We start from the raw sequence: 25,453 nt of genomic DNA on the forward strand, positions 1-25,453 counted from the left end.
GCCACGCGGCCCGTGCCGCGCGAGGCCACCCGCCAAGGGCGGGTGGGTGGGCGCGGCACGGCCGCAGGCCGACACGGCCGCAGGCCGACACGGCCGCAGGCTCGACCTCGGCGGCTGCGCCGCCTGGTCGGCCCGGCGGCGCGCGACGCGCGCCCGCGCAGCGAACGGTCGCGCGGATCGTCAGGAGGGCGTGCCCTTGTCCAGGGACGGTGGGGTGGACCGCGGTGGTGTCTCGGGGGCCGGCGTCGGTGTCCAGTGGCGGAGGGCGTTCGACTCCAGGTCGATCTGGTCGTGCAGCGCGTCGAGCGCCTCCGCGTCGTGGCGGTGGGCCCGTTCCTGGGCCGCGAAGCGGAGGGAGTCGGCCGAGCGGCGGATGCGGTCGGCGCGGGTGCGGAGCTCGGGGAGGCGGGCCGCGAGTCTGGCGCGGTCCGGTTCGCCGGTCATCAGCGCCGTCAGCTCCCGGTCGAGCTGCTCGGCGTGCCCGGTGAGCTGCTCGAACAGGGCACGCGCCTCGGCAAGCGACGCGTCGGCGCGCAGCGCGGCGCGCGTGCTGTCGAGGGCGGCGCGCAGTTCCCTGCGGATGCGCGCCGCGTCGCCGACGGCGCCCGGCTGGGCGGCGCGCGCGTTCAGCACGGCGTCGGTGAAGGTGCGGCGGAGGTCGTCGCGGGCGCGCGCGGCTCTTCGGGCGACCGCGCGCGCACCCCACACCACCAGCCCGGCGACGGCCACGAAGGCGAGGAACGACAGGCCGAGCAGAGTGATCAGGATGTCCATGTCCGACACACCTCCGCTCCCCAGGGTAGGGCCACCGCCCCGGGATCAGGCCGGGACGATGTTCACCAGCTTCGGGGCCCGGACGATGACCTTGCGGATCCCGGCGCCGCCCAGCGCCGCGACCACCGCGGGCTCGGCCAGCGCCCTGGCCTCCAGGTCGGCCTCGGCGATGGCCGGCTCGACCTCGATCCTGGCCCGCACCTTGCCCCTGATCTGGACGACGCAGGTGACGGTCTCGTCCACCAGGTAGGCCGGGTCGGCGACGGGGAAGTCGGCCCGGGTGACGCTGGTTTCGTGGCCCAGACGCTGCCACAGTTCCTCGGCGACGTGCGGGGCCAGCGGCGCGATCAGCAGCACCAGGGTCTCGGCGACCGGGCGCGGTACCTCGGCCAGCTTGGTGACGTGGTTGTTCAGCTCGGTGATCTTGGCGATGGCGGTGTTGAAGCGCAGCGCGTCCAGGTCCTGCCGGACGCCGTCGACGGCCTTGTTGACGGCCCGCAGCGTCTCCTCTGTGGGCTCGACGTCCACGACGGTGACCTCGCCCGTCGTCTCGTCCAGCACGTTGCGCCACAGCCGCTGCAGCAGCCGGTACTGGCCGACGACCGCGCGGGTCTCCCAGGGGCGGGAGACGTCCAGCGGGCCCATCGCCATCTCGTACAGCCGCAGCGTGTCGGCGCCGTAGGTGGCGCAGATGTCGTCGGGCGAGACGACGTTCTTCAGGGACTTGCCGATCTTGCCAAGATCGCGGCTGACGCGGGCGCCCTCGTACCAGAAGCCGTCCTCGCGCTCCTCGACCTCGGCGGCCGGGACCGGGAAGCCACGCTCGTCGCGGTAGACGTACGCCTGGATCATGCCCTGGTTGAACAGCTTGTGGTACGGCTCGGCCGAGGACACGTGGCCCAGGTCGAACAGCACCTTGTGCCAGAAGCGGGCGTACAGCAGGTGCAGTACGGCGTGCTCCGCGCCGCCGACGTACAGGTCGACACCGCCGGTGGGCAGGCCGTCGCGCGGGCCCATCCAGTAGCGCTCCAGATCCGGGTCGACCAGGGCCTGGTCGTTGTGCGGGTCCAGGTAGCGCAGGTGGTACCAGCAGGAACCGGCCCAGTTGGGCATGGTGTTGGTCTCGCGCCGGTACTTCCTCGGCCCGTCGCCCAGGTCCAGGGTGACGTTCACCCACTCCTCGTTGCGCGCCAGCGGCGGCTCGGGCTGGGTGTCGGCGTCGTCCGGGTCGAAGGTGCGGGGCGAGTAGTCGTCGACCTCGGGCAGTTCCAGTGGCAGCATCGAGTCGGGCAGGGCGTGCGCGATGCCGTCCTCGTCGTAGACGATCGGGAAGGGCTCGCCCCAGTACCGCTGGCGGCTGAACAGCCAGTCCCGCAGGCGGTAGTTGACGGTGCCCTCGCCCAGTCCCGCGGCGGTCAGCCACTCGTTGATCCGGGTCTTGGCCTCGGGCACGGTCAGGCCGTCCAGTGAGACGGCGTCGCTCGCGGAGTTGATCAGCCGGCCGTCGTGGGAGGCGAACGCGTCGTCCCAGGTGGCGGGGTCGGCGGAGCGCCCGTCTGTCGGCTCGACGACGCAGCGGATGGGCAGGTCGAAGGCGCGGGCGAACGCGAAGTCGCGGCTGTCATGGGCCGGGACGGCCATGATGGCGCCGGTGCCGTAGCCGACCAGCACGTAGTCGGCGATGAAGACGGGGATCCGCTCGCCGGTGGCGGGGTTGACGGCGTGGGCGCCGGTGAAGACGCCGGTCTTCTCGCGGGCCTCGGCCTGCCGCTCGACGTCGGACTTGGTGCCGGCCTGCTTGCGGTAGGCGGCGACGGCCTCGGCCGGGGTGGCGTGGCCGCCGGTCCAGGCGTCACGGGTGTCGGCCGGCCAGGCGTCGGGCACGACGGCGTCGACCAGGTGGTGCTCGGGGGCCAGCACCATGTAGGTGGCGCCGAACAGGGTGTCCTGGCGGGTGGTGAAGACGGTGACGACATCGCCGGCGTCGCCGACGGCGAAGGCGATACGGGCGCCGTGCGAGCGGCCGATCCAGTTGCGCTGCTGCAGCTTGATGGCCTCGGGCCAGTCGACGGTGTCCAGGTCGTCGGCCAGCCGGTCGGCGTAGGCGGTGATGCGCATGTTCCACTGGCGCAGCGTCGACTTGAAGACCGGGAAGTTGCCGCGCTCGGAGCGGCCGTCGGCGGTGACCTCCTCGTTGGCCAGCACGGTGCCCAGACCCGGGCACCAGTTGACCGGGGCGTCGGCGGCGTAGGCCAGCCGGTGGCCGTCCAGCACGGTGGCGCGCTCGGCGGGGGTCAGTTCGGCCCAGGGGCGGCCGTCCGGGGTGGGGCGCTCGCCGGCCTCGAAGGCGGCGACCAGTTCGGCGATGGGCCGGGCGCGGCCGGCCTCCTCGTCGTACCAGGAGTTGAAGATCCGCAGGAAGATCCACTGCGTCCAGCGGTAGTAGTCCGGGTCGATGGTGGCGAAGGACCGCCGCTGGTCGTAGCCCAGGCCCAGGCGGCGCAGCTGGGAGCGGTAGTTGGCCATGTTGGCCTCGGTGGAGACCCGGGGGTGGGTGCCGGTCTGCACGGCGTACTGCTCGGCGGGCAGGCCGAAGGCGTCGAAGCCCAGGGTGTGCAGCACGTTGTGGCCGGCCATCCGCTGGTAGCGGGCGTAGACGTCGGTCGCGATGTAGCCCAGCGGGTGGCCCACGTGCAGCCCCGCACCCGAGGGGTACGGGAACATGTCCATGATGAACTTCTTGGGCCTGGCCGCCTGCTCCGGGTCGTCGGCCAGGTCGCCGCTCGGGTTGGGCGTCTCGTACGTGCCGTGCCGCTCCCAGTACTCCTGCCAGCGCGCCTCGATGTCAGCGGCCAGGGCGGCGTCGTACCTGTGTGTCTCGCTCATCGTCTTCGGAACTCCATCGATCGTCTCCGCCACGTCATGAAGAAACCCCTCACTCAGGAGGGGCCGCCGCGCTGACGTCTTGCCTGGTCAGCGCGGCCACGTAAGCAGAAGGCGTACGGCACGCATAGCGTCAGGGTAGCGCACGGGGCCAGGGGGCCGCCCGGCCTCGCGCCGGCCGCGGGAGCCCGGGCGGCCGGCCGTCGTGCCGTCGGGAGGCCGCTCAGCCGGCGGTCGGGAAGCGTGCCTCGAAGGCGGCGCGGTTCGGCGACTCGGGGCCGCGGCTCCAGACGGCGAAGACGACCCGGTCGAAGGCGGCGCCGTGCACGGTGAGGGCCCGGTCGAAGGCGGCGGCCACCTCGGCCGGGTCGTTGCGGAAGACGCCGCAGCCCCAGGCGCCGAGCACCAGCTCCCGGGCGCCGTGCCGGGCCGCGACAGCCAGCACGCGTTCCGCGCGCTCGGCGAGCAGGTCGGCGACGTCCACCGGGCGACCGCCCGAACGCAGGGCGAGCTGGCCGGCGTTGGGGGCGGGGGAGGTCAGGAACGACACGGGGTAGGGGGTGTCGAGCAGCGCGTGGTGCTGGTCGCGGATCACGGGGACGCGCGGGGACCAGATGACGCGGTGGCTGTAGCGCAGGTCGCGGGAGGCGCGGTGGGCGGCGTAGTAGTCGGGGGCGGCCAGCAGGCAGTGGTGGAGCAGGGCGCCGCGGCACAGATCCTCCTCCTGGGCGCGGGCGCCACGCAGGTAGCCGCCGCCGGGGTTGCGGGCGGAGGCGAAGTTGAGGACGGCGACGTGGGCCGCGCCGTCGTCGGTGAGTCGCCTGGCGGCGTCGAGGCTGCCCTCCCCGGTGACCTCGGGGCGGCCGGTGAACGGGCCGTGGGCGGTGCCGGTGACGCCGGCGTCCGGCGGGTAGGAGACGGTACCGGCCACGGCGGCGGCGAGGGGTTCGGCGATCGCGACGGAGGCGCCCCCGGTCGTTTGGTAGCTTCCTCGCTCGGCGATCTCCTCGTTCTCGGTCGCGATCGACCGCAGTCTGCTTGCCATGTGCCGGACACTAGCAAGGAGTTCGCGTCAGTTCGACGAAATAACGAGTGGAGCGGGCGGGCATGGGCGAGGACACATCGGTTTCCACCCGGGCGCTGGCGGCCCGGATCGGCGGCGAACTGATCGCGCTACGCCGGGAGTTGCACGCCGACCCGGAGGTCGGGCTCGACCTGCCGAGGACCCAGCGGCGGATCCTGGACGCGCTGGCCGGGCTCGGCCTGGAGATCACCACCGGCACCAGGACCACGTCGGTGGTCGCGGTGCTGCGCGGCGCCCTGCCGGGGCCCACGGTGCTGCTGCGCGGCGACATGGACGCGCTGCCGGTCACCGAGGGGACCGGGCTGCCGTACGCCTCGACCAACGGCGCCATGCACGCCTGCGGCCACGACCTGCATGTGGCGGGGCTGGTCGGCGCCGCCCGGCTGCTGGCTCCGCGGCGGGACGAGCTGGCGGGCGCGGTGGTGTTCATGTTCCAGCCGGGCGAGGAGGCGGGCGGCGGCGCGCGGATCATGATCGAGGAGGGGGTGCTCGACGCGGCGGGCGCGCCTCCGGTGGCCGCGTACGGCGTGCATGTCGTCGCCGATCTGCCGCGCGGCGTCCTCACCACCCGGCCGGGCACGCTGATGGCCGGCTACTCGCTGCTCGAGGTGACGGTGCGCGGCCGGGGCGGCCACGGCTCGCGGCCGTACCAGGCCCTGGACCCGGTGCCGGTCGCGGCGGAGATCATCACGGCGCTCCAGACCTATGTCACCCGCCGCTTCGACGTGTTCGACCCGGTGGTGGTCACGGTGGGGGAGATGGCCGCGGGCAGCGCGCCCAACGTCATCCCAGAGACGGCCACCCTGCGCGCCAGCGTGCGCGCCTTCAGTAGCGAGACCGCCGAGCGGCTGGCCGTCGAACTCCCGCGCCTGGCACACCACATCGCCGCCGGCCACGGTCTGGTGGCAGAGGTCGGCTACGAGCGGGAGCTGCCGGTGACGGTCAACGACGAGGCGGCGGCGGCCCGTTACGCCGCCACGGCGATCGGTCTCTTCGGCGCCGACCGCTACCGGCCGCTGGCCAACCCGCGTACGGGGTCGGAGGACTTCTCGCTGATGCTGGAGCGCGTGCCGGGCGCCTTCGGCTTCCTCGGCGCCGCGCCGCCGACCCCTGACGACCGGCCGATCGAGGGCAACCACTCCCCCAACGCCCTCTTCGACGACTCGATCCTGCCCGACCAGGCCGCGCTCCTCACGGAGCTGGCCCTGGGCCATCTGGTGACAGGCCATCCGTTCCACGGGAGGTAGTCCGTGTCCCACCGTCCCGCACCCCGGATTCCGCCGGGGCCCGCGTCCGCCGGCGAGGCCGCCGGCGGGCTGCCGGCCGCTGAGTTCAAGCGCGTCTTCCGGCAACACCCGGCCGGCGTCACGGTGATCGGCCTCGTGCACCGGGGCCGCCCGGTGGGCTTCACCGCGACCTCGGTCATCTCGGTCTCCGCCGAGCCGGCGCTGCTGGCGTTCTCGCTGGCCGCCGGCTCCTCGTCGTGGCCGGCGGTCGCGGCGGCGCGGACGCTTGCGGTGAGCTTCCTCGCCGACCACCAGGACGACGTGTCGGCCCGCTTCGCGACCAGCGGCATCGACCGCTTCGCCGCCGGCGGCTGGTCCACGCTCGACACCGGCGAGCCGGTGATCGACGGCGCGGTCTCCTGGCTCCGCGCCCGCGTGCTGGAGCGGACCCCGGTCGGCGGCAGCTACCTGGTCTCGCTGCTGGCCCTGGCGGCCGAGACCCGTGAGGGCGTGGCGCCGCTGGTCCACCACGACCGCACGTACCACCACATAGGCGACCACTCGGCGATCTGACCGGAGCGGGCGACGCGGGCGTCGGGTGCCGACCCGGCGCACGACCGACGCACGTCTGATGACCCGGACATGCCACTGGTGTCACGGTGGGCGCATGCCCTACGCGTTCGATCCCGAACTGGCCGCGGCGCTGGCCATGATGTCGGCGGTGGACGTCTCCGACCTGGCCGCGGCCCGCGCCGCCCAGCAGGCGCAGCTGGCCGCCGCCGTGGCCGCGGCCGACGCCACCGGGGTCACGGTCACCGAGCTGCGCGGGCCCGGCGTGCCGCTGCGGCTCTACCGGCCGGCGGCGGCCGGGAGCGAGCCGCTGCCCGCGGTCTACCGGATCCACGGCGGCGGGTTCACGATGGGCCATCCCGACGTGGACCACGAGATCAACCTGCGGCTGTGCCGGGCGCTGCCGTGCGCCGTGGTCTCCCCGGACTACCGGCTCGCGCCGGAACACCCGTACCCCGCCGGGCTCGACGACTGCTACGCGGGCCTGTGCTGGCTCGCCGAGCACGCCCCCGAACTCGGCGTGCGGCCCGAGGCGCTGGCCGTGGCCGGCGACAGCGCCGGGGCCTGCCTGGCCACCGCCGTCACGATGCTCGTCAGGGACCTGGGCGGGCCCGAGCTGCGCCTGCAGTACCTCGACAGCCCGGCGCTCGACGACCGGCTCACCACCCCGAGCGCCCTGCGGTTCACCGACACCCCGATCTGGAACCGGCCCAACGCGCTGCGGAGTTGGGCCGCCTATCTGGGGGAGGGCGTGCCGGGCTCGCCCGACGTGCCGGTGACGGCCGCGCCGGCCCGTGCCACCGCGGCCGACCTCGCCGGGCTGCCGCCCGCCCATGTCACCGTGATGGAGATCGACCCGCTGCGGGACGAGGGCATCGACTACGCCCGCGCCCTGCTCGGCGCCGGCGTCACCACGGAACTGCACCTGTACCCCGGCACGTTCCACGGCTCGGCGCTGGTGCGGCACTCGGCGGTGGCACGCCGGATGGCCGCGGAGGAGGTCGCGGTGCTGGGCCGGGCGCTCGCGTGGTGAGCGCTCAGCCCTCCGCCGGGGCCAGCGCGAGACGCCTGGCGTACAGGGCGAGTTGGGCCCGGAAGCGGTGCGCCGGATCACGCAGCCGCCAGCCGGTGGCGGCCTGTACGTGGCCGAGCCTGGCGGCCACCGAGCTGTGGTGCAGGTGGAGTTCGGCGGCCGCCTGGCGGAGCGAGCCGGTGCGGCAGAACGCGGCGAGCGCCGCCAGGTTCAACTCGCCGCCGTCGCGGGCCGCGAGTTCGCCGAGCCGCCGCACGTCGGGCAGCGCGCCGAGCCGCGCCGCCGGCACCTCGGCGAGCACCGTGGCCGGGCCGAGCTCGTCGTGGTCCACCACCGCCTCGGCCGGCGGCCCGGCGGCGGCGAACCGCAGGGCGACCGACGCCTGTTCCAGGGAGTGCCTGGCCCGCGGCGCCTCGACGCCGCCGCCGATCCCGACCCGCACGCCGCCGCGCACCGCCGCCCGCAGCTCGGCCGCCGGCGAGCCGGCGCCGGACGCCCGGTCCTGCAGCAGCGCCACGCCGAGCCCGCCGAGCCTGGCCACCCGCAGCGTGCCCGGCACCGCGCCCCGGCCGAGCAGCGCCAGCGCCGCCACCTCGGCGTCGCCGCCGTCGGCCGCCGCGAACGCCAGGACGCGCAGCGGTGCTTCGGGGGCCAGCCCGAGCAGCCGCAGCGCCCTGGCGCGGTCCGCCAGTGACTCGCGCGCGGAGAGCGCCACCTCGACGAGCGCCGGGTCGGCCACCCGCAGCGGGTGTTCGAGCGTGTGCGCCGCGATGGCCAGCCACTCCAGCAACAGATCGTCGAACGGGCCGGCCTCGCCCGGCCGTTCGAGCCAGACGCGGCCTGCTGGGCGCAGCGCCGTCTGCCCCGAGGCCCGCCCGGGCGGCCCGGCGAGCCCCGCGCCGTCGGGACCGGCGCGGAACATCCGGCCGCCCGCCAACTCCACGCCCACCGGGCACTCGGCGAGGCCGGCCGCCGAGCGGGCCAGCGCCGCCGGGTCGAGCCGGCCGGCCGCGAGCAGCGCCTGGAAGTGCGCGATGACCCGGACGGCGGCGGCGGCGTCGGCGTCAAGGGACGACAGGCGCAGCAGCAAGCCCTTCACAACCGCAAGTCTAGAAAAGGATGTCGAAAGGACAAGGACACCGACATGCCCAACAGAGCCGCCCGACACGTCCGTTCACTGCTCGCCGCGTTATTCGCCGGCGTGCTGCCGCTCCTCGCGGCGCTCCTGGTGACCGCGCCACCGGCTCACGCCGCGACGCTCACCGAGGTCACCAACTTCGGCACCAACCCCAGCAACCTGCGCATGCACCTCTACGTGCCCGACACCGTCGCCCCCCGACCCGCCGTGCTGGTGGCCGTCCACTACTGCACCGGCTCAGGGCCCGCGTTCCACTCGGGCACCGAGTTCGCGTCGCTCGCCGACCGCTACGGCTTCATCGTCGTCTACCCGTCCGCCACCCGCAGCGGCAACTGCTTCGACGTGTCCTCGCCGCAGGCGTTGACGCGCGGCGGCGGCAGCGACCCGGTCGGCATCAGGTCGATGGTCGACTACGTGCAGCGCACCCACGGCTCCGACCCCGCGCGGGTGTTCGTCACCGGCGCCTCGTCGGGCGCGATGATGACCAATGTCCTGCTCGGCGTCTACCCGGACGTGTTCCGGGCCGGCGCCGCCTTCGCCGGCGTGCCGTTCGGCTGCTTCGCCACCACCGACGGCTCGGGCTGGAACAGCGCCTGCGCCCAGGGCCAGATCTCCCGCACCCCGCAGGAGTGGGGCAACGCGGTCCGCAACGCCTACCCCGGCTACACGGGCGCCAGGCCGCGCATGCAGATCTGGCACGGCACCAACGACGACACACTGCGCTACCCGAACTTCGGCGAGCAGGTCAAGCAGTGGACCAACGTGCTGGGCGTCAGCCAGACCCCGGCCTACACCGACACCCCGCAGGCCAACTGGACCCGCACCCGCTACGGGGGCACCGGCGCCCAGGCCCCGGTCGAGGCCATCAGCCTCCAGGGCGTCGGCCACAACGTGCCGCAGTCCGGCATGGCGGCCCGGGTCATCGAGTTCTTCGGCCTCAACTCCACCACCACGCCGCCGCCGGGCGGCGGGGACCCCGGCACCCCGGCGTCGTCCTGCCGGGTCGGCGTCACCACCAACGCCTGGAACACCGGCCTGACCGCGTCCCTCACCGTCACCAACACCGGCACCAGCCCGGTCAACGGCTGGTCGCTGCGGTTCACGCTGCCCACCGGGCAGACCATCACCTCCGGCTGGAACGCCGGTTACAGCCCGAGCAGCGGCACGGTCACCGCCACCAACGCCACCCACAACGCGACCATCGCGGCCGGCGCGAGCGTCTCCATCGGCTTCCAGGCCAACCACACCGGCAACGCCGGCGCACCGACCGGTTTCACCCTCAACGGCGCCAGCTGCGCCACCGGCTGAGCGGAAAGGACTCGACATGAAGGGGCGCGCTCACATGAGAGAGCCGTGGAGAACGACGCCGAGGACGACGCCGAGAACGACGCCGTGGCTCGTCCAGTTGGCCGCCGTGGCGATGCTCGCGATCGCCCTGGTCGCCGCGTCGTCGGTGGTCGGCGCCTCGGGCGCGGGCAACGCGGCGCCGGGCGGCCGGCACTGGGTCAACACCTGGACGGCGATGCCGCAGCTCACCGAGCCGGCCAACATGCCGCCCGCGCCGTTCGCCCAGGACGGGCTCGTGCTGGCCGACGCCACGCTGCGGCAGACCGTGCGGGTCACGGTCGGCGGCGAACACGCGCGGCTGCGCTTCTCCAACGCCTTCGGGGGCGCGCCCCTGCCCATCACCGCGGTCTCGGTGGCGCTGCCGCGCGACGGACTGGCCGGCGTCAGCGCCGTCGAGCCCGGCACCTCGCGGCAGGTCACCTTCCAGGACCGGCCGTCCGTCACCATCCCGGTCGGCGCGCAGGCCGTCTCCGACCCGCTCGACCTGGACCTGGCGGCCGGCACCAACCTGACGGTCACGCTCTACCTGGCCGAGGGCCAGGCCTCGAACGACATCACCTCGCACCCCGGTTCGCGCACCGCCTCCTGGCTGCTGGCCGGCGACCACGTCACGGCGGACGACCTGCCGGGCGCCACCCGCACCGACCACTGGTACTTCCTCAGCGGCGTCGAGGTGTGGTCGCCGAGTTCCACCGCCGCCGTGGCCGTCGTCGGCGACTCGCTGACCGACGGCCGAGGTTCCACCACCAACGGCAACGACCGCTGGCCCGACCAGCTCTTCGACCGGCTGCGGGGGTCGACCGCCGTGCTCAACCAGGCGGCCGGCGGCAACCGGATCCTGAACGACGGCCTCGGCCCCAACCTGCTGGCCCGCCTCGACCGCGACATGCTCGCCACCAGCGGCGTCTCCTGGCTGGTGGTCTTCGAGGGGATCAACGACATCGGCACCGCGCCCGCCACCCCGGAGGACCAACGCGCGGTCGCCGACCGGCTGATCGCCGCCTACGAGCAGATCGTGGTGCGCGCCCACGCCCAGCGGATCCGGGTCTACGGCGCCACGCTCACCCCGTTCGGTGGCAACGACCTCTACGACGACCCGGGCGGGCTGCGGGAGGCCACCCGGCAGCGGGTCAACGACTGGATCCGCGCCAGCGGCCGGTTCGACGCGGTCATCGACTTCGACGCCGCCGTCCGCGACCCGGCCGCCCCCGAACGCCTCCGGCCGGCGGCGGACGTCGGCGACGGCCTGCACCTGAACCCGGAGGGCTACCGGATGCTGGCCGCCGCCGTGCCCACCCGTCTCTTCCGGCCGGCTCCGCTCCCCGTCGACTTCGGTTTCGAGTGAGCGCGACTTCACCTGACGTGCCGGACTTCCGCCCTCACCGGCCGGCGAGCTCGGTGTCCTTGATGTCCGCGAGGGGCGCGAGCAGGTCGGTGAGCGACCGCGTGCCGGGTTCACGACCCTCCCGGGCGGCGTGCACCCAGTCACGGTCGGCGAGGGCGGGTCTGCCCAGGGCCACCATGTCGGCCGTGCCGGCGGCGATGAGGGAGCGGGCGGCCGCGGGGGCGGCCAGCCCTCCGTTCGCGAGGACCGACGTGCCACTGTGCCGCTTGGCGTGTTCGGCGAGGGTCGCGGGGCCGTCGCCGAACGCGGGGGCGGTCGCATCGGATTCGGTGGTGTGCACGTAGTGCACCCCGGTCCGGCCGAGCACGCCGAAGATGGTTTCGGCGTCTCCGCTCCGGCCGGCCCAGCGATGTGCGAAATCGCCGACCTTGGTCTGGGAGATCCTGATGCCGACCGTGGTCTCAGAACCCACGGCCTGGATGACGTCGGCGCAGATCTCGGCAGCCAGGCGCACCCGGTTCCCCACCGGGCCGCCGTAGTGATCCGCCCGCTGATTGGTGTAGTCGGTCAGAAACTGGTCGATGAGATAGCCGTTGGCGCCGTGGATCTCGACCCCGTCGAAGCCCGCCGCGACCGCACGCCGCGCGGCGGCGACGAATCCGTGTCTCACCCCGGCGATCTCTTCCAGGCTCAACATCCGCGGCGTCCGGAAAGGGCCACTGCCCCGGTAGAAGCTCAGCTGACGGCCCCGCGGGGCGACGGCCGAGGGGCCCACCGCGCCGTCGCGGTGACGGTTCCCCTGGCTCTGCCCGCCGGCGTGCATGAGCTGGGCGACGATCGCGCCCCCGGCCCGGTGCACGGCGTCGACCACCGTGCGCCACGCCGCTGCCTGCGCGCCGGTGGACAGCCCGGGCTGGTTCCAGTAGCCCTGGCTGTATTCGGCGTCCGGATAAATCCCCTCGGTGATGACGAGGCCGAAGCCGCCTCGCACGAAGCGTACGTAGTAGTCGGCGTTTCGGTCGGTGACCCTGCCGTCGTCGGTGGCACTGATCCGGGTCATGGGCGCCACCGCGACCCTGTTCCGCAGGACGATGCCGCCAAGGCCCACGGGCGTGAACAGGGGGTCCGCCACGGTGGTTTCCGATCCTGCTCCCATTACGTGCCAGCCTTGTTCGTCGTCACTTCTCGCATATGAATCGAGCCCCCGTTATCGGGCGATCGCGATCGCGTCGATCTCCACCAGCCAGTCGGGCTGCGCGAGTCCGGCCACCTGCAGCAGCGTGTCGGCAGGGTAGGGTTCGGTGAAGTACTCCGCACGCAACTGGACGATCTGGTCCAGGAAACTCATGTCAGTGACCATGATGGTCACCTTCACGACATCGGCCAGGCTGCCGCCGCCCTGTTCGAGCACCGTCGCCAGGTTCTTGAACGCCCGGCGGGCCTGGGTCTCGAAATCACCCACCCCCACGGTGCGACCATTCTCGTCGATTCCCGCCTGGCCGGAGACGAATACCAGGCCATTCGCCTTGATCGCCAGCGAGATGCGGTACGGCTCATACCAGTCGGGGTCGTGTTCCACACGCTCTATCGCAGTCATAGTGACAGCTTCAGACGTAGTATCGATCACCACAAGTACGGTCTTTAATGACCTGTACTATCACGTTGTATAGTGCCGAGGTCAGGAGGGTTGGAATGCGCCCGCGCATTGAGGACGTGGCCGAGGAGTGCACGGTGGAGGCCGCGTTGGAGGTCATCGGCGGCAAGTGGAAGCTGGTCATCCTGCGGCATCTCCTGGAAGGCACCCTGCGCTTCGGCGAGCTCGACAAGGCGCTCCACGGGATCACCCCGCGCATGCTCACAAGGCAACTTCGGGAACTGGAGACCGACGGTCTGGTGCTGCGGACCGTGTACCCGCAGGTGCCACCGAGGGTCGAGTACTCCGTCACCGCGGTCGGCGAGAGCCTGCGCGCCATCATCGGCCAGCTCGAACAGTGGGGCCAGGAGTACCGGGCATGGAGCCCCGCGCGACACCACACTGCTCCGACCGGGGTCGCGGCGGCGGGTGCGAGTGCGAGTCCGACTCCCGGGGAGTGAGGCCGCCGCCTCCGCCGCCTCCGGTGCCGGCGGAGGCGGCGGAGGCACGGGGCGTCACCGCCCGCCGAGCGCCTCCAGGGGGAACGCGGCGGCCAGCGCCGCGTTTCCGGCGTCGTTGAAGTGCAGGTGGTCGCCGCGGTCGTAGGCCGGGTTCAGCCGGTCGGGCCGCGCCGGGTCGCGGACGGCGGCCTCGAAGTCGGCGACCGCGTCGAACTCGCCGCTGGTCCTGATCCAGTGGTTGACCTGCTGCCGCACCTCCTCCTTGGCCGGGCTGTAGAAGCCGAGGGTGTCGTCGCGGAACGGGGTGATGGTGGCGCCGATCACCTGGACGCCCCGCTCGTGCGCCCGCCTGATCAACTGCCGCTGCCCGGCGATGACCTCGGCGGCCGTGACCTGCTCGGACTCGGGCGCGGAGCGGGTGCCGGGCTGGCCGATGTCGTTGATGCCGAGGAACAGCACGAGATGGGTCACGCCCGGCTGGGACAGCACGTCCCGGTCGAAGCGGGTGATGCCCGCCTGGCCGAAGTACGCGGCCCAGCCGTGGGCGGGCGAGCCGGCCGGCGGGTTGGGGTCGCGCAGCAGCCGGTTGCCGCTGATGCCGGCGTTGAGCACGCCGGTCCCGGCCAGCCGGCCCGGCTCGGCGCGCAGCCGCTCGGCGAGGAAGTCGGTCCAGCGGTGGTTGCTGTTGAGGGTCGATCCGACGGTGAGCGAGTCGCCGAGCGCGACGACCGCGCCGCGCGCCGCCTGGCCGGTCACCTGGACGCCGGTGAGGAAGTACCAGCGGTCGGTGGTGCCGGTCGGGGTGATGGTGGTGCGGGCGGCGACGTTGCCGTCGGCCAGGTAGTTCTCCTGGTTGGCGTAGGCGTTGAGGGTGGCGCCCGGGGTGCGCTCCGGCAGGTGGACGCTGACCAACAGGTCGGCGCGGGCCGGGATCCGCAGCCCGACGGGGTCACTGACCAGCCGCTCGCCGGGGGGCACGGTGACCCGGGCGCGGCCGTTGAACGTCAGCCGTCGGTCGGTGCCTGGCAGGGCGCTCGATCCGTCGCCCGCCGGGTCCCGCCTGGCGATCCTGGCCTCGCCGATGACCAGCGGCTCGGTGCCGAACTCGTTGGAGAACCTGACCCGAGCCGCGGCGCCGCCGACGCTGGCGCGCACCACCTGCCGGATCGTCTGGTCCTCGAAGGTGGTGGTGTCGGTGGCCGGCCTGGTGGTGGGCGCGGTCGCCCACGTCCCGACCCAGGACCACCCGCCGGACCCCGACGCCGACGCCTGCGCGGCGGGCGCGAGCAGCAGGGCGCCGAGCAACAGCGCCAACACGGCGGCCGCCAGGCGGCCGAGGTATCTCAAGGGCTTCAACGGTGTCCCCTCCGCTGCGGGTTCGCGCCGGACGGCGCGAAATCACCGACACGTTGCCCTGCGACCCGCCGCCACACACCCGACATCTGTCGGCCGCGGAGGGCGTCGCGGCGCCCGGCGACGCCGTGCTGTCAGCGGGCCAGGGACGGCCGCTTGGGGTCGAAGGTCCAGTCCGGGACCAGGTACCGCATCGCGGTCGCGTCGTCGCGGGCGCCGAGTGCCTTCTCGCGGTAGAGCTCGTGGGCGGCGAGCAGCCGGTCCTCGTCCAGGCGGACGCCGAGGCCCGGCGCGTTCGGTATGGCGACCTCGCCGTCCACGATCCTCGGCGGTTCGACGGTCAGCCGTTCCAGGCCCTCCTGCCAGATCCAGTGCGTGTCAAGCGCGTTGTACTCGCCGGGCGCGGCGGCGCCGCAGTGCGCGACCATGGCCAGCGAGATGTCGAAGTGGTTGTTGGAGTGGCATCCCCAGGTCAGCCCCGTCGCCTCGCAGAGCTGGGCGACCCGCACCGAGCCGCGCATCGTCCAGAAGTGCGGGTCGGCCAGCGGGATCGACACCGACTGCAGGGCCAGCGCGTGGGTCAACTGCCGCCAGTCCGTGGCGATCATGTTGGTGGCGGTGGGCAGCCCGGTGGCGCGGCGGAACTCGGCGAGGATCTCGCGGCCCGAGTAGCCGTCCTCCGCGCCGCACGGGTCCTCGGCGTAGGCCAGCGTGCCGAGCAGTGGCCGGCAGAGTTCGACGGCCTCGCGCAGCGACCACGCGCCGTTGGGGTCGAGGGTGATCCTGGCCTCGGGGAAGCGGTCCTTGAGCGCCCGCACCGCCCGCACCTCCTCGGCCCCGGCCAGCACCCCGCCCTTGAGCTTGAAGTCGCGGAAGCCGTACAGCTCGTGGGTGGCCTCGGCCTGCCGCACGATGGCCTCGGGGGTCAGCGCCTCCTCGTGTCTGATCCGGTACCACTCGGCGGCGGCGTCCGGCTCGCGTGTGTACTCCAGGTCGGTGCGGTCCGGGTCACCCACGTAGAAGAGGTAGCCCAACACCCTTACGGAGTCCCGCTGTTGTCCGTCCCCGAGGAGTGCGGCCACCGGCACCTCCAGGTGCTGCCCGAGCAGGTCGAGCAGCGCCGACTCGACGGCGGTGACGGCGTGCACGGTGGTGCGCAGGTCGAAGGTCTGGGCGCCGCGTCCGCCGGCGTCGCGGTCGCCGAACCGGGCTCCGATCTCGCGCAGTACGCGCTGGTGGTCGGCGATCCTGGCGCCCACGACGAGCGGTTCCGCGTCCCGCAGGGTGCGGGTGATCCGCTCGCCGCCCGGCACCTCGCCGAGCCCGGTGCGGCCCTCGGAGTCGGTGAGGACGACGACGTTGCGGGTGAAGTAGGGGCCGTGGGCGCCGGAGAGGTTGAGCGCCATGCTGTCGCGGCCGGCTACCGGGTAGACGGCGAAGGAGGTGACGGTCGGCTGCGGGCTCATGAACTCGGTGCTGCCTTTCACGTGTGGTGCTCAGACGTTGAGGAGGTCGAGGGCCTGTTCCATCGCCAGGACACCGCCGAGGCCGAGGACGGCGAGCACGGTGGTGTAGCTGGTGCGGGCCTTGAGCGCCTGGACGACGGTGAGGTTGAAGTACTCCTTGAACATCCAGAAGCCCGGGTCGTTGACGTGCGAGAAGGCGATCGAGCCGCAGGAGACGGCGAGCACCATCAGCTCCGGGTGCACCCCGCTGCCGGCCAGCAGCGGCTCCACCACGCCGGCGGCGGTCACCACGGCGACCGTGGCGGAGCCGAGGGCGATGCGCAGGATGACGGCGATCAGCCAGGCCAGGATGATCGGCGAGACGCCCCAGCCGTCGGTGAGGTCCTGGATGTAGTCGGAGATGCCGCCCTCGACGAGGACGTTCTTGAAGGCGCCGCCGGCGCCGATGACGAGCAGGATCATCGCCATCGCCCGCACGGCCGAGGAGCAGGAGTTGGCGACCTCCTCCAGGCTGCGGCCGACGCGCGGGCCGAACGCCCAGACGGCGAGCAGCAGGGTGAGCAGCAGCGCGATGGGGGCGGCGCCGACGAAGGTGACGAACGGCAGCGCGCCGTCGTCGTCGGGCACCGACATGTCGTAGACGGCGGCGCCGGCGATGAGCACCACGGGCACCAGCGCGACGGACAGCGACCAGCCGAGCCCCGGCATCTCGTCCTCGGTGAACTCCCGCTCGGTGACGAGGCCGGTGGGGATGGCCGGGTCCATCCGGCGGATGAACGGGAGCCGCGGCCATACCAGGGCGATGGCGGCGCCGATCGGCACGGCGAAGAAGAGCCCGTAGAACAGGGTCAGGCCGACGGACGCGTCGAAGGTGGCGGCCACGGCCGTCGGCCCGGGGTGTGGGGGCAGGAAGCTGTGCATGGTGGACAGCGCGATGGACATCGGCAGCCCGACCCACAGCAGGTTCTGGCGGGTGACCCGGACGATGGTGAACGCGACGGGCACGATGATCACGAAGGCGACCTCGTAGAACATGGTGACGCCGATCAGCATCGCGGTCACCACCATGGCCAGTTGGACCCAGCGCACCCCGAACGAGTCCACGAAGTGCCCCGCGATGCGCTGGGCGGCGCCCGAGTCCCCCATGACCCGGCCCACCATGGCGCCGAGCCCGACGACCAGCATGGTGTCGCCGATCTGTCCGCCGACGCCCTCGGCGAGGACGTCGGATATCTCGGCCAGCGGTATGCCCTGGACGAGCGCGACGCCGACGGCGACCAGCAGCAGGGCGACGAAGCCGTTGAGCTTCAGCCGCGTCATGAGGAGCAGCAGGATCAGGACGCTGATCCCGACGACGACGAGTGGCATGCGGGATTCTCCTTCGAACCGCGTGAGTCGTTCTCAGGCGCCGACCAGGTCGAGCCCTCGGGTGAGCAGTCGCTCAAGATCGGCCAGGTGCGCCGGCCCCGGGTCGGTGAGCGGCGCGCGCACCGGCCCGACCGGCAGACCACGCAGCCGGGCCGCGGCCTTGACCAGCGAGACGGCGTATCCGGGCGTGGTGTCGCGGAGTTCGACGAACGGCACGTAGAAATCGCGCAGCAGCCGCTCGGTGGTGGCCTCGTCGCCCGCCTTCAGGGCCCGGAAGAAGGCGCCGGCGATCTCGGGCGCGAAGGCGTGCACGGCGGACGAGTAGGCGGGCACGCCGACGGTGGCGTAGGCCCTGGCCTGGATCTCGGCGGTGGCGGCCCCGTTGAAGAACAGGAAGCCCTCGGGCGCCGCCAGGGTGAGCCGTTGCAGCCGGTCGAGGTCGCTGTGCCCGTCCTTGAGGCCGACGACGGTGGGGATCTGGGCGATGCGCCGCACGCTCTCCGGGGTGAAGGCGACGTGGTCGCGCTGGTAGGCGATCAACGGCAGCGGGGTGGCGTCGGCGATCCGCCGCAGCTGCTCGACGAGGCCGTCCTGCGGCGCCCGGCTGAGGTAGTGCGGCAGCACGAGCAGCGCGTCGGCGCCGGCCGCCTCGGCGATCCGCGCGAACCGGCGGGCCTGCGCCCAGCCGTAGCCGATGCCGGCGACCACCGGGAGCCGCCCGGCCGCGACGTCGACGGCGGCGGTGATCACCTCGCGGTACTCGTCCTCGTCGAGCGCCGCGAACTCGCCGGTGCCGCAGGCCGGGAAGACGGCCCCGGGGTCGGTGGCCAACTGGCGTTCGAGGTAGGCCCGGTAGGCCGCGACGTCCAGCCCGCCGTGCGCGCCGAAGCTGGTCAGCGGGAAGGACAGCACGCCTCGCGCCATGCCGTCCCGAAGCCGCACCACGTTCTCATTCATGAACGCCATCCCTGTACAGAAATCCTGTCCACGTATGGAGATGGAAACTAGGCTTGTGAACCGCCTGGGTCAAGAGGCGGGGGTCACTCCCATCCAGGCCACTTACGATCTGCCCATGAAGGTGAAGTCGGCGATGCGCACCGTCGCCCTGCTCGAACTGCTCGCGGCACGCGGCGACCGGCCGTCCCGCCTGCACGAGCTCGCCGAGGAGCTGGACGTGCCGCGCAGCAGCATGTACGCGCTGCTCCAGACCCTCGTCGACCAGGGCTGGGTCCGCACCGACGTCACCGGCGCCCTCTACGGCATCGGCATCCGCGCCCTGCTCACCGGCACCAGCTACCTGGACAGCGACCGCCGCGTCCAACTGGTCAGACCCCACCTCGACGAGGCGTCCGACGCCCTCGGCGAGACCATCCACCTGGCCCGCCTCGACGGCCCGGACGTCGTCTACCTCGCCACCCGCGAGTCCCACGAGTACCTGCGCACCATCGACCGCGTCGGCCGCCGTGTCCCCGCCCACGCCGGCGCCCTCGGCAAGGCGCTCCTCGCCGAACGCCCGGACGACGCCCTCCCCCTGCCGGCCGGCGAGCTGGCCGCCCTCACCCCCGCGACCCTGACCGACCGCGCCGCCCTCCTCGCCGACCTCGCCGCCACCCGCGACCGCGGCTACTCGATCGAACACGAGGAGACCGTCGTCGGCATCGCCGGCTTCGGCTTCGCCCTCCGCTTCGACTCCCCCGCCACCGACGCCGTCAGCTGCTCCGTCCCGATGGCCCGCCTCACCCCGGCCCACGAACGCGAGATCGTCACCGTCATGAGCGAGCTCCGCCGCCGCGTCGAGTCCCTCCCCCCGACCGGCACGCGGGCACCGCAGTGGCGGTGACCGTCAGACGTACGTGCCGTACTTGACGTACTTGCCTGCGGGGGGCAACCTGGTCGAGGAGTCGAAGGAGGCGCCGTGTCCGCAGTGCACTACGAGAGCTACACCGAAGCCCGTGCCCACCTGAAGGACCTGCTCGACGCCGCCAGCCAGGGTCGGGTCGCCACGGTGCGCCGGGACATGAAGCGCGTGGCCCTGGTCGATGTCGAGCGCATGCGCCACTACCTCTCACTCGTGTGCGCCTCGAAAGCCGAGGTCGTCGCCGAGGCAGACGGCTGGTCAGTGTTCGTTCCCGGGCTTCCGGTGGCGGCTGACGGCGCGACCTTCGACGAGGCCATAGGAGAGATGGTCGAAGCGCTGCGGGAGTACGCCGAGGACTGGCAGGACCGCCTGCGCACCGCACCCAACCACGAGGAGCACTGGGGCCTGGTGCAGCTGATCGAGCTGAGCGACGACCAGCAGTTGACCGACTGGTTGGTGGGGGCCGCCAAGTGAGCCGAGCGCAACCCGACCGGGAGCGCCATGAGCGGTTCTGCGTGGTGGAGCAGTGGAAGCGAGTGCGCGACGCACGAGGACGCTCCGGCACCCACCATGTGACGTATGAGCTGACGCTTCACGACGGCAGCGTGCTCCGCACCCGGATCTCCCACCCGGTCGACCGCACCGTGTACGGCCCGAGCCTGTGGGCTCACGTCCTCCGCGATCAACTCCGGGTCAGCGAGGACGAGTTCTGGGACTGTGTACTGGACGGCCGCCTGCCGGATCGGGGTGCGCCCTCAACACCGAAGGAAGCACTGCCCGCCGATCTCGTCTACCTGCTGCTTCATCGTGTGGGCCTGTCGGAGCCAGAGGTCGCCGCGCTGTCGAAGGACGAAGCCGTTGCCCGACTGCGGCGCTACTGGACCGAAGGCACCTGACGACGATCCGTCCCCGGTGATGCCGCCGCGTCTGCGATCTTTGTCCTCGGAGCGAAGACGATCCGACACCGCGCCTGGAGGAACCGCCCATGAGCAGCAGCACGCACCCCGGTCTCTACGAGGTCCTCGACGAGCGGTTCCGTACCGGGCGGTGCATGAACGGTGACGCCGGGCTCGAGGTGCTGCACACCGGCTGCCGGTGGGTCGAGGGGCCGGTGTACGTGCCGGCGTGGCGGCAGGTGATCTGGAGCGACATCCCCAACGACCGGCTGTTGCGGTGGGACGAGGAGACCGGCGCGGTCGGCGTCTTCCGGCGGGACGCCGGGTATCCGAACGGCAACACCCTGGACCGCGAGGGCCGGTTGGTCACCTGCGAGCAGGGGAACCGGCGGGTGACGCGGACCGAACACGACGGCACGATCACGGTGTTGGCCGACCGCTGGCAGGGCAAGCGGCTCAACAGCCCGAACGACGCGACCGTGAGGTCGGACGGCTCGATCTGGTTCTCCGACCCCAGCTTCGGCATCACCAGCGACTACGAGGGCCACCGCGCGCACAGCGAGATCGGCGCCAACAACGTCTACCGGATCGATCCGGCGAGCGGCGAGGTCCGGCTGGTCGCCGACGACCTCAGCGCCCCCAACGGCCTGGTCTTCTCCGCCGACGAGAGCCGGCTGTTCGTCTCCGACACCGGCGCCGGCGTCGTCCGGGTCTACGAGGTGCGGGACGACGGGACGCTCTCCGACGGCGAGGTCTTCGCCACCGCCCGCGCGGGCGCCCGTTTCGACAACATCCGCTTCGACGAGGACGGCCGGCTCTGGGTCGCCGCGATGAAGGACGGCGTCCACTGCTACGACCCGGACGGCACGCTGATCGGCCGCCTGCGGATTCCGGAGGTGGCCGCCAACGTCGCCTGGGGCGGCGCCAAGCGCAACCGCCTCTTCATCGCCGGCGACACCAGCCTCTACTCCGTCGTCATGGGCGTCACCGGCACCCACCCGACGGGCCCGGGCCGGCGGCGCTGGCTGGACGCGCCGCGCTAGCCGGCGCCCTGGGGGCCGCGCGCGAAGGGCAGCTGCCCGAGCCGCAGAGGACTCGGCGCTGGCAGCGCCCCACGGGCCGGTCGGGCGCGGAACGACTCGAGGAGGTAGGCCACGAGTCGCCGCGACGCCCGGCGGTCGCCGGGCAGCGCCTCGACCAGGCCGCAGTTGGCCAGCCAGACCACGCCGAGGTCGGAGGGGTGGAAGTCGGGTCGCAGCGCGCCCGCCGCCTGCGCCCGGCGGACGAGGGTCAGGATGTCCCGCTCGAAGCCCTCGCGGGCCAGGACCTGCGCCCGCGCGGTGTCGGGGAAGGCGGCGACGAACGCCGCGGGAAAGCCGCGCTCCTCGCCCTGCAACGCGCAGACCGTCTCGACCAGACGCCGGAAGCCGCGCCACGGGTCGGGGTCGGTGACGGCCTCGGTGAGGACCGCGGCGCAGGTCTCCAGCTGCTCCGCGAAGGCCGCCCGCACCAGCTCGTCCCGCGTCGGGAAGCGCCGGTACAGCGTCGCCACCCCCACCCCCGCCCGCCTGGCCACCGTCGCCATCGGCGCGTCGATGCCCTGCTCGGCGAAGACCGCGCGGGCGGCCGCCAGGACACGCTGCCGGTTGCGCCGCGCGTCGGCCCGCAACCCGTCCACCCCGTCCACCCCGTCCAACCGAGAGGATTCCGCCGCCACTTCTTCTCACCTCTGCCATAAGTGGACGATGCCGTCCGGTTACCAGCCTACGGTCGGGGCCATGACGACGACGGACGAGACGATGCGGGCCGCGCTGTACGACCGGTTCGGCGGCCCCGAGGTGCTGTACGTGGGCCGGGTGCCGCGCCCCGAGCCGAAGGCCGGGGAGGCGCTGGTGCGGGTGCGCGCGGTGAGCGTGAACGGCGGCGAGGCGTTCGTGCGTTCCGGCAGGTTCTCCGTGCTCACCGGCCGCGGGTTCCCCAAGCGCGTCGGACTCGACCTCGCGGGCGAGGTCGCCGCGCTCGGCGCCGGCACCGCCGGGCTCGCCGTCGGGGACCGGGTGTGGGGCGTGCTGGGCCGCACCTCCGGGTTCGGCAGCGCCGCGGAGTACGTGGCGGTCCCGGCCGACCGGCTCGGCCGCGTGCCGGACGGTCTCGACCTGGTCCCGGCCGCCGCCCTGCCGGTCGGCACCACGGCCCTCACCGCGCTGCGCGACAAGGCCCGCCTGCGCCCCGGCGAGTCCCTGCTCGTGCGCGGGGCGGCGGGCGGCGTCGGTCACGTCGCCGTGCAGCTCGGCCGGGCGCTCGGCGCCGAGGTCACCGGCCTGGCCCGGGCGGCCAACCTCGACTTCGTGCGCGAACTGGGCGCCCGCCACGCCGTCGACCACCGCGCCGTCCGGCCACCCGAGCTGGGCCGCTTCGACGTGGTGCTCGACACCGTCGGCACCGAACTCGCCACCTACCGCCGGCTGCTCAACCCCGGCGGACGCATGGTCACCGTCGCCCTCGACCACCGGCGGCCCGCGACGACGCTCGGCGCCATCGCGGCCAGCGCCGTCCACGGCCGCGCCCGGATCCGGTTCTTCAGCGGCGACCCCAGGCGTCCGCTGCTCGACGACCTCGCCCGCCACGTGACGGAGGGCACGCTGCGCCCGATGGTCGACACCGTCTTCCCCCTGACGGAGATCGCGGCGGCGCACCGGGCCCTGACGGACGGCGGGGTGCGCGGCAAGTACGTGGTCCGCGTCGACTCCTAGATAGGGGGCGCGCGTGCGCGGACCTGGTCTGGTCCATCACGGCGGAACGCCCGCGCGCACCGGTCGACCAAATTAGTAGCCATAGCTACTGTAGCCATGTACAGTATCTGGCATGAGCAAGAGCACCCCGTCGACCGGGCCGTCTCCCGGGCATCTCGTGTGGCGGCTGTCCATCAAGTGGCGCGTCGCCGTCGATCGCGCGCTGGCGCCACTCGGCCTGACGCACGCGCAGTACGTGATGCTGTCCTCGCTCTACGGAATGGGGCGCGCCGGTCACCGCCCCAGCCAGCGGGAGCTGGCCGAGCACACCGGCCTGGAGGCGCTGTACGTCTCGAAGTTGGCGCGCTCGCTGGAGGCCGAGGGGCTGATCGAACGCGACCGCGACCCGACCGACACCCGCACCATGCGCCTGACCCTCACCGAGCGGGGGCTGGCCGCCGTCCGCCCCGCCCTGCGGACCGTGCACGAGCTGCTCGACCGGCTGTTGGCCCCGCTCGGCGGCAGGGACGCCCCGCGCACCGCCGCACTCGTCCGCGACCTGACCGCCCTGCTCGACAACCCCCTCGACTGACCGTCTCCCCGGGAGTTCCGCATGCCCGAGATATCCGTCCTCGACTCGACCATCCACTACCACGACAGGGGAACCGGAACGCCGATCGTCTTCCTGCACGGCAACCCCGGCTCGTCCCACCTCTGGCGCCACGTCCTGCCCGCCGTCGGCCCCGGTCGGCTGCTGGCGCCCGACCTGATCGGCATGGGCCGCTCCGGCAAGCCGGACCTCGACTACACCTTCGCCGACCACGCCCGCTACCTGGACGCCTGGTTCGACGCGCTCGGCCTGGACCGGGTGATCCTGGTCGGCCACGACTGGGGCGGCGCGCTCGCCTTCGACTGGGCCGCCCGCCACCCCGACCGGGTGCGCGGCATCGCTTTCCTGGAGACCATCGTCCGCCCCATGGCCTGGGAGGAGCTGACCGAGCAGGCCCGGGCCCGCGCCGAGAAGATCCGCACCCCGGGCGTCGGCGAGGAACTCTTCCTGAAGCAGGACCTGTTCATCCGCCAGGCCTTCACCGGCGGCGTGCTCACCCCCGTCCAGGAGACGGACCTGGCCGAGTACCTCGCGCCCTTCCCGACGCCCGACAGCCGCCGCCCGGTCCTGGCCTGGGCCCGCCAGCTTCCGCTCGGCGGCGAACCCGCCGAACTCGTCGCCCGCATCGAGAAGTACGACGCCTGGCTGGCCGCCAGTGCGGACGTTCCCAAGCTGCTGCTGACGTTCGAGGGCTCACCGACACTCCTCATCCGCGAGGAGGTGGCGGCCTGGTGCGCGGAGAACATCGCCGCCCTGGAGACCGTCCACTGCGGCGCCTCGGGCCACCACGCCCCGGAGGACCGACCGGCGGAGATCGCCGCCGCGATCTCTGCCTGGGCCGACCGCCACGACCTGCGGTAGCCGGGGTTACGCGCCGGCCCCGTAGGTGCCGTACTCCGGCAGCCCGGTGGGCTCGAAGACGTGCACGGACAGCCCGCCCGGCGTGGTGCGCTGGCTGACCGGCCGCAGGCCGGCCGGCGCGCCGCCGTCCGGGAAGAGGCGGCGGCCCTGGCCCACCACGACCGGGGCGATCACCAGCCGCAGCACGTCGATCAGCCCGGCGGCCAGCAGGGACTGGGCCAGCCGGGCGCTGCCGTGGATCTGCAGCTCCCGACCTGGCTGTCGCTTCAACTCGGCGACCTGGGCCGGCACATCGTCGGACAGGATGGTGGTCGGGTGCCAGCCGGCCTCGGTGAGGGTGTGGGAGGCCACGTACTTCGGCCGGCCGTTCAGGATGGGCGCGGACGGGTGGTCGGTCATCGTCGGCCAGTCCCGCGCGAAGTTCTGGTACGTGCGGCGCCCGAACAGGAATGCGTCCGCCTCGCCGAGCCAGTCAGCGGTGATCTGCTCGAACTCCCCGTCCAGATACGGCACGAACCAGCCGCCGCGGGTGAACCCGTCACTCGTGTCCTCGTCCGGCGACCCCGGCCCCTGCGACACCCCGTCGAGCGTCAGGAACTCCTGCAGCACCAGCCTCATCGCGCGCCTCTCTCTTCTCCGGACCTCTTCCTGCTCGGACTCGGCGGGGCGCGGAAACTCATCGGCGTCTCGCTCAGAACAGGTGGTCGGCCCTGCCGTCCGGCGACGGCTCTGTGCGCCCCGCCGTCGGCGTCGGTGCCGACGCGAAAGCGGTTGTCCCCATCCCCCGCCGAGGCCGCCGAGACCATCCTCGACAT

Annotated in this window: 25 protein-coding genes; 13 read left to right on the top strand and 12 right to left on the bottom strand. The window is 73.0% G+C overall.

The window, feature by feature from the left end; all coding sequences use genetic code 11:
- Positions 1-180 precede the first annotated feature (180 nt).
- The 3 genes from ACFWI8_RS18105 to ACFWI8_RS18115 form a co-directional block, all read right to left on the bottom strand.
- Positions 181-774 (bottom strand): hypothetical protein, encoded by a 594-nt coding sequence (locus tag ACFWI8_RS18105; RefSeq protein WP_387092172.1) that lies wholly within the window; start codon positions 772-774, stop codon positions 181-183.
- Positions 775-819: 45 nt separating this feature from the next.
- A complete protein-coding gene (leuS, locus tag ACFWI8_RS18110; protein ID WP_387092174.1) occupies positions 820-3,660 on the bottom strand; it encodes a leucine--tRNA ligase in 2,841 nt (946 codons plus the stop codon).
- 220 nt (positions 3,661-3,880) lie between these two features.
- Entirely contained in the window at positions 3,881-4,702 is an 822-nt protein-coding gene (locus ACFWI8_RS18115) for a TIGR02452 family protein (protein WP_387092177.1), read from the bottom strand.
- A 62-nt stretch (positions 4,703-4,764) separates the two neighbouring features.
- On the opposite strand from ACFWI8_RS18115, the gene ACFWI8_RS18120 reads away from it, so the two are divergent.
- From ACFWI8_RS18120 to ACFWI8_RS18130, 3 genes are all read left to right on the top strand, one after another.
- Entirely contained in the window at positions 4,765-5,988 is a 1,224-nt protein-coding gene (locus tag ACFWI8_RS18120) for a M20 family metallopeptidase (RefSeq protein WP_387092180.1), read from the top strand.
- 3 nt (positions 5,989-5,991) lie between these two features.
- Positions 5,992-6,540: a flavin reductase family protein gene (locus ACFWI8_RS18125; protein ID WP_387092183.1), complete on the top strand. Its 549-nt coding sequence runs from the start codon at positions 5,992-5,994 to the stop codon at positions 6,538-6,540.
- Between the two features lie 94 nt (positions 6,541-6,634).
- Positions 6,635-7,570: an alpha/beta hydrolase gene (locus ACFWI8_RS18130; protein WP_387092186.1), complete on the top strand. Its 936-nt coding sequence runs from the start codon at positions 6,635-6,637 to the stop codon at positions 7,568-7,570.
- Positions 7,571-7,574: 4 nt separating this feature from the next.
- On the opposite strand, the gene ACFWI8_RS18135 is transcribed toward ACFWI8_RS18130, so the two are convergent.
- A complete protein-coding gene (locus ACFWI8_RS18135) occupies positions 7,575-8,669 on the bottom strand; it encodes a helix-turn-helix domain-containing protein (protein ID WP_387092189.1) in 1,095 nt (364 codons plus the stop codon).
- Between the two features lie 45 nt (positions 8,670-8,714).
- Here ACFWI8_RS18135 and ACFWI8_RS18140 point away from each other — a divergent pair, with 45 nt between their 5' ends.
- Together ACFWI8_RS18140 and ACFWI8_RS18145 are read left to right on the top strand one after the other, a co-directional pair.
- A complete protein-coding gene (locus ACFWI8_RS18140; protein ID WP_387092192.1) occupies positions 8,715-10,016 on the top strand; it encodes a PHB depolymerase family esterase in 1,302 nt (433 codons plus the stop codon).
- A gap of 112 nt (positions 10,017-10,128) precedes the next feature.
- The gene (locus ACFWI8_RS18145; RefSeq protein ID WP_387092394.1) at positions 10,129-11,400 is read left to right on the top strand and encodes an SGNH/GDSL hydrolase family protein; all 1,272 of its coding nucleotides are present in this window, start codon (positions 10,129-10,131) and stop codon (positions 11,398-11,400) included.
- 34 nt (positions 11,401-11,434) lie between these two features.
- Here the strand turns inward: ACFWI8_RS18145 and ACFWI8_RS18150 are convergent, their stop codons facing one another.
- Positions 11,435-12,532: an NADH:flavin oxidoreductase gene (locus ACFWI8_RS18150; protein WP_387092195.1), complete on the bottom strand. Its 1,098-nt coding sequence runs from the start codon at positions 12,530-12,532 to the stop codon at positions 11,435-11,437.
- Positions 12,533-12,607: 75 nt separating this feature from the next.
- A complete protein-coding gene (locus ACFWI8_RS18155) occupies positions 12,608-12,979 on the bottom strand; it encodes a RidA family protein (protein WP_387092197.1) in 372 nt (123 codons plus the stop codon).
- 113 nt (positions 12,980-13,092) lie between these two features.
- Between ACFWI8_RS18155 and ACFWI8_RS18160 the strand changes: the two genes are divergently transcribed.
- Positions 13,093-13,494, top strand: a complete 402-nt coding sequence (locus ACFWI8_RS18160; protein WP_387092200.1) for a winged helix-turn-helix transcriptional regulator — start codon at positions 13,093-13,095, stop codon at positions 13,492-13,494.
- Positions 13,495-13,548: 54 nt separating this feature from the next.
- Here ACFWI8_RS18160 and ACFWI8_RS18165 read toward each other — a convergent pair whose 3' ends face one another.
- The 4 genes from ACFWI8_RS18165 to ACFWI8_RS18180 form a co-directional block, all read right to left on the bottom strand.
- Positions 13,549-14,850: an SGNH/GDSL hydrolase family protein gene (locus tag ACFWI8_RS18165; protein WP_387092203.1), complete on the bottom strand. Its 1,302-nt coding sequence runs from the start codon at positions 14,848-14,850 to the stop codon at positions 13,549-13,551.
- Between the two features lie 131 nt (positions 14,851-14,981).
- A complete protein-coding gene (locus tag ACFWI8_RS18170) occupies positions 14,982-16,313 on the bottom strand; it encodes an enolase C-terminal domain-like protein (RefSeq protein WP_387092206.1) in 1,332 nt (443 codons plus the stop codon).
- A gap of 30 nt (positions 16,314-16,343) precedes the next feature.
- A complete protein-coding gene (locus tag ACFWI8_RS18175) occupies positions 16,344-17,681 on the bottom strand; it encodes a gluconate:H+ symporter (protein ID WP_387092209.1) in 1,338 nt (445 codons plus the stop codon).
- Positions 17,682-17,714: 33 nt separating this feature from the next.
- Positions 17,715-18,638 (bottom strand): 5-dehydro-4-deoxyglucarate dehydratase, encoded by a 924-nt coding sequence (locus ACFWI8_RS18180; RefSeq protein ID WP_387092212.1) that lies wholly within the window; start codon positions 18,636-18,638, stop codon positions 17,715-17,717.
- 115 nt (positions 18,639-18,753) lie between these two features.
- On the opposite strand from ACFWI8_RS18180, the gene ACFWI8_RS18185 reads away from it, so the two are divergent.
- From ACFWI8_RS18185 to ACFWI8_RS18200, 4 genes are all read left to right on the top strand, one after another.
- Positions 18,754-19,521 carry an IclR family transcriptional regulator gene (locus ACFWI8_RS18185; protein WP_387092215.1) on the top strand — a complete coding sequence of 256 codons (768 nt, stop codon included), beginning with the start codon at positions 18,754-18,756 and terminating at the stop codon, positions 19,519-19,521.
- Between the two features lie 75 nt (positions 19,522-19,596).
- The gene (locus ACFWI8_RS18190) at positions 19,597-20,013 is read left to right on the top strand and encodes a prevent-host-death protein (protein ID WP_387092218.1); all 417 of its coding nucleotides are present in this window, start codon (positions 19,597-19,599) and stop codon (positions 20,011-20,013) included.
- Between the two features lie 41 nt (positions 20,014-20,054).
- The gene (locus tag ACFWI8_RS18195) at positions 20,055-20,435 is read left to right on the top strand and encodes a cytotoxic translational repressor of toxin-antitoxin stability system (protein ID WP_387092221.1); all 381 of its coding nucleotides are present in this window, start codon (positions 20,055-20,057) and stop codon (positions 20,433-20,435) included.
- An 89-nt stretch (positions 20,436-20,524) separates the two neighbouring features.
- Positions 20,525-21,478 (top strand): SMP-30/gluconolactonase/LRE family protein, encoded by a 954-nt coding sequence (locus ACFWI8_RS18200; RefSeq protein WP_387092224.1) that lies wholly within the window; start codon positions 20,525-20,527, stop codon positions 21,476-21,478.
- On the opposite strand, the gene ACFWI8_RS18205 is transcribed toward ACFWI8_RS18200, so the two are convergent.
- On the bottom strand, positions 21,475-22,152 hold the full coding sequence (locus tag ACFWI8_RS18205; RefSeq protein ID WP_387092227.1) for a TetR/AcrR family transcriptional regulator: 678 nt from the start codon (positions 22,150-22,152) through the stop codon (positions 21,475-21,477). The genes ACFWI8_RS18200 and ACFWI8_RS18205 overlap by 4 nt on opposite strands.
- Positions 22,153-22,213: 61 nt before the next feature.
- Between ACFWI8_RS18205 and ACFWI8_RS18210 the strand changes: the two genes are divergently transcribed.
- The 3 genes from ACFWI8_RS18210 to ACFWI8_RS18220 all read left to right on the top strand — a co-directional run bounded on the left by ACFWI8_RS18210 (position 22,214) and on the right by ACFWI8_RS18220 (position 24,638).
- Positions 22,214-23,188: an NAD(P)-dependent alcohol dehydrogenase gene (locus tag ACFWI8_RS18210; protein ID WP_387092230.1), complete on the top strand. Its 975-nt coding sequence runs from the start codon at positions 22,214-22,216 to the stop codon at positions 23,186-23,188.
- Positions 23,189-23,300: 112 nt separating this feature from the next.
- On the top strand, positions 23,301-23,759 hold the full coding sequence (locus ACFWI8_RS18215) for a MarR family winged helix-turn-helix transcriptional regulator (protein WP_387092233.1): 459 nt from the start codon (positions 23,301-23,303) through the stop codon (positions 23,757-23,759).
- Positions 23,760-23,780: 21 nt separating this feature from the next.
- Positions 23,781-24,638 (top strand): haloalkane dehalogenase, encoded by an 858-nt coding sequence (locus tag ACFWI8_RS18220; RefSeq protein ID WP_387092236.1) that lies wholly within the window; start codon positions 23,781-23,783, stop codon positions 24,636-24,638.
- Positions 24,639-24,644: 6 nt separating this feature from the next.
- Here the strand turns inward: ACFWI8_RS18220 and ACFWI8_RS18225 are convergent, their stop codons facing one another.
- The gene (locus ACFWI8_RS18225) at positions 24,645-25,256 is read right to left on the bottom strand and encodes a dihydrofolate reductase family protein (protein ID WP_387092239.1); all 612 of its coding nucleotides are present in this window, start codon (positions 25,254-25,256) and stop codon (positions 24,645-24,647) included.
- Positions 25,257-25,453: the final 197 nt, after the last annotated feature.

Origin of the sequence: Streptomyces sp. NPDC127098, assembly GCF_042722465.1 — a bacterium.
Taxonomy (GTDB): domain Bacteria; phylum Actinomycetota; class Actinomycetes; order Streptomycetales; family Streptomycetaceae; genus Streptomyces; species Streptomyces millisiae.

Bases quoted from the DNA above. Each gene is read 5' to 3' on its own strand.
- ACFWI8_RS18170 (WP_387092206.1), bottom strand. From the start codon at position 16,313: ATGAGCCCGCAGCCGACCGTCACCTCCTTCGCCGTCTACCCGGTAGCC.
- leuS (WP_387092174.1), bottom strand. From the start codon at position 3,660: ATGAGCGAGACACACAGGTACGACGCCGCCCTGGCCGCTGACATCGAG.
- ACFWI8_RS18175 (WP_387092209.1), bottom strand. From the start codon at position 17,681: ATGCCACTCGTCGTCGTCGGGATCAGCGTCCTGATCCTGCTGCTCCTC.
- ACFWI8_RS18120 (WP_387092180.1), top strand. From the start codon at position 4,765: ATGGGCGAGGACACATCGGTTTCCACCCGGGCGCTGGCGGCCCGGATC.
- ACFWI8_RS18145 (WP_387092394.1), top strand. From the start codon at position 10,129: ATGCTCGCGATCGCCCTGGTCGCCGCGTCGTCGGTGGTCGGCGCCTCG.
- ACFWI8_RS18185 (WP_387092215.1), top strand. From the start codon at position 18,754: ATGAAGGTGAAGTCGGCGATGCGCACCGTCGCCCTGCTCGAACTGCTC.
- ACFWI8_RS18160 (WP_387092200.1), top strand. From the start codon at position 13,093: ATGCGCCCGCGCATTGAGGACGTGGCCGAGGAGTGCACGGTGGAGGCC.
- ACFWI8_RS18105 (WP_387092172.1), bottom strand. From the start codon at position 774: ATGGACATCCTGATCACTCTGCTCGGCCTGTCGTTCCTCGCCTTCGTG.
- ACFWI8_RS18140 (WP_387092192.1), top strand. From the start codon at position 8,715: ATGCCCAACAGAGCCGCCCGACACGTCCGTTCACTGCTCGCCGCGTTA.
- ACFWI8_RS18130 (WP_387092186.1), top strand. From the start codon at position 6,635: ATGCCCTACGCGTTCGATCCCGAACTGGCCGCGGCGCTGGCCATGATG.
- ACFWI8_RS18115 (WP_387092177.1), bottom strand. From the start codon at position 4,702: ATGGCAAGCAGACTGCGGTCGATCGCGACCGAGAACGAGGAGATCGCC.
- ACFWI8_RS18225 (WP_387092239.1), bottom strand. From the start codon at position 25,256: ATGAGGCTGGTGCTGCAGGAGTTCCTGACGCTCGACGGGGTGTCGCAG.
- ACFWI8_RS18220 (WP_387092236.1), top strand. From the start codon at position 23,781: ATGCCCGAGATATCCGTCCTCGACTCGACCATCCACTACCACGACAGG.
- ACFWI8_RS18215 (WP_387092233.1), top strand. From the start codon at position 23,301: ATGAGCAAGAGCACCCCGTCGACCGGGCCGTCTCCCGGGCATCTCGTG.
- ACFWI8_RS18180 (WP_387092212.1), bottom strand. From the start codon at position 18,638: ATGAATGAGAACGTGGTGCGGCTTCGGGACGGCATGGCGCGAGGCGTG.
- ACFWI8_RS18200 (WP_387092224.1), top strand. From the start codon at position 20,525: ATGAGCAGCAGCACGCACCCCGGTCTCTACGAGGTCCTCGACGAGCGG.
- ACFWI8_RS18210 (WP_387092230.1), top strand. From the start codon at position 22,214: ATGACGACGACGGACGAGACGATGCGGGCCGCGCTGTACGACCGGTTC.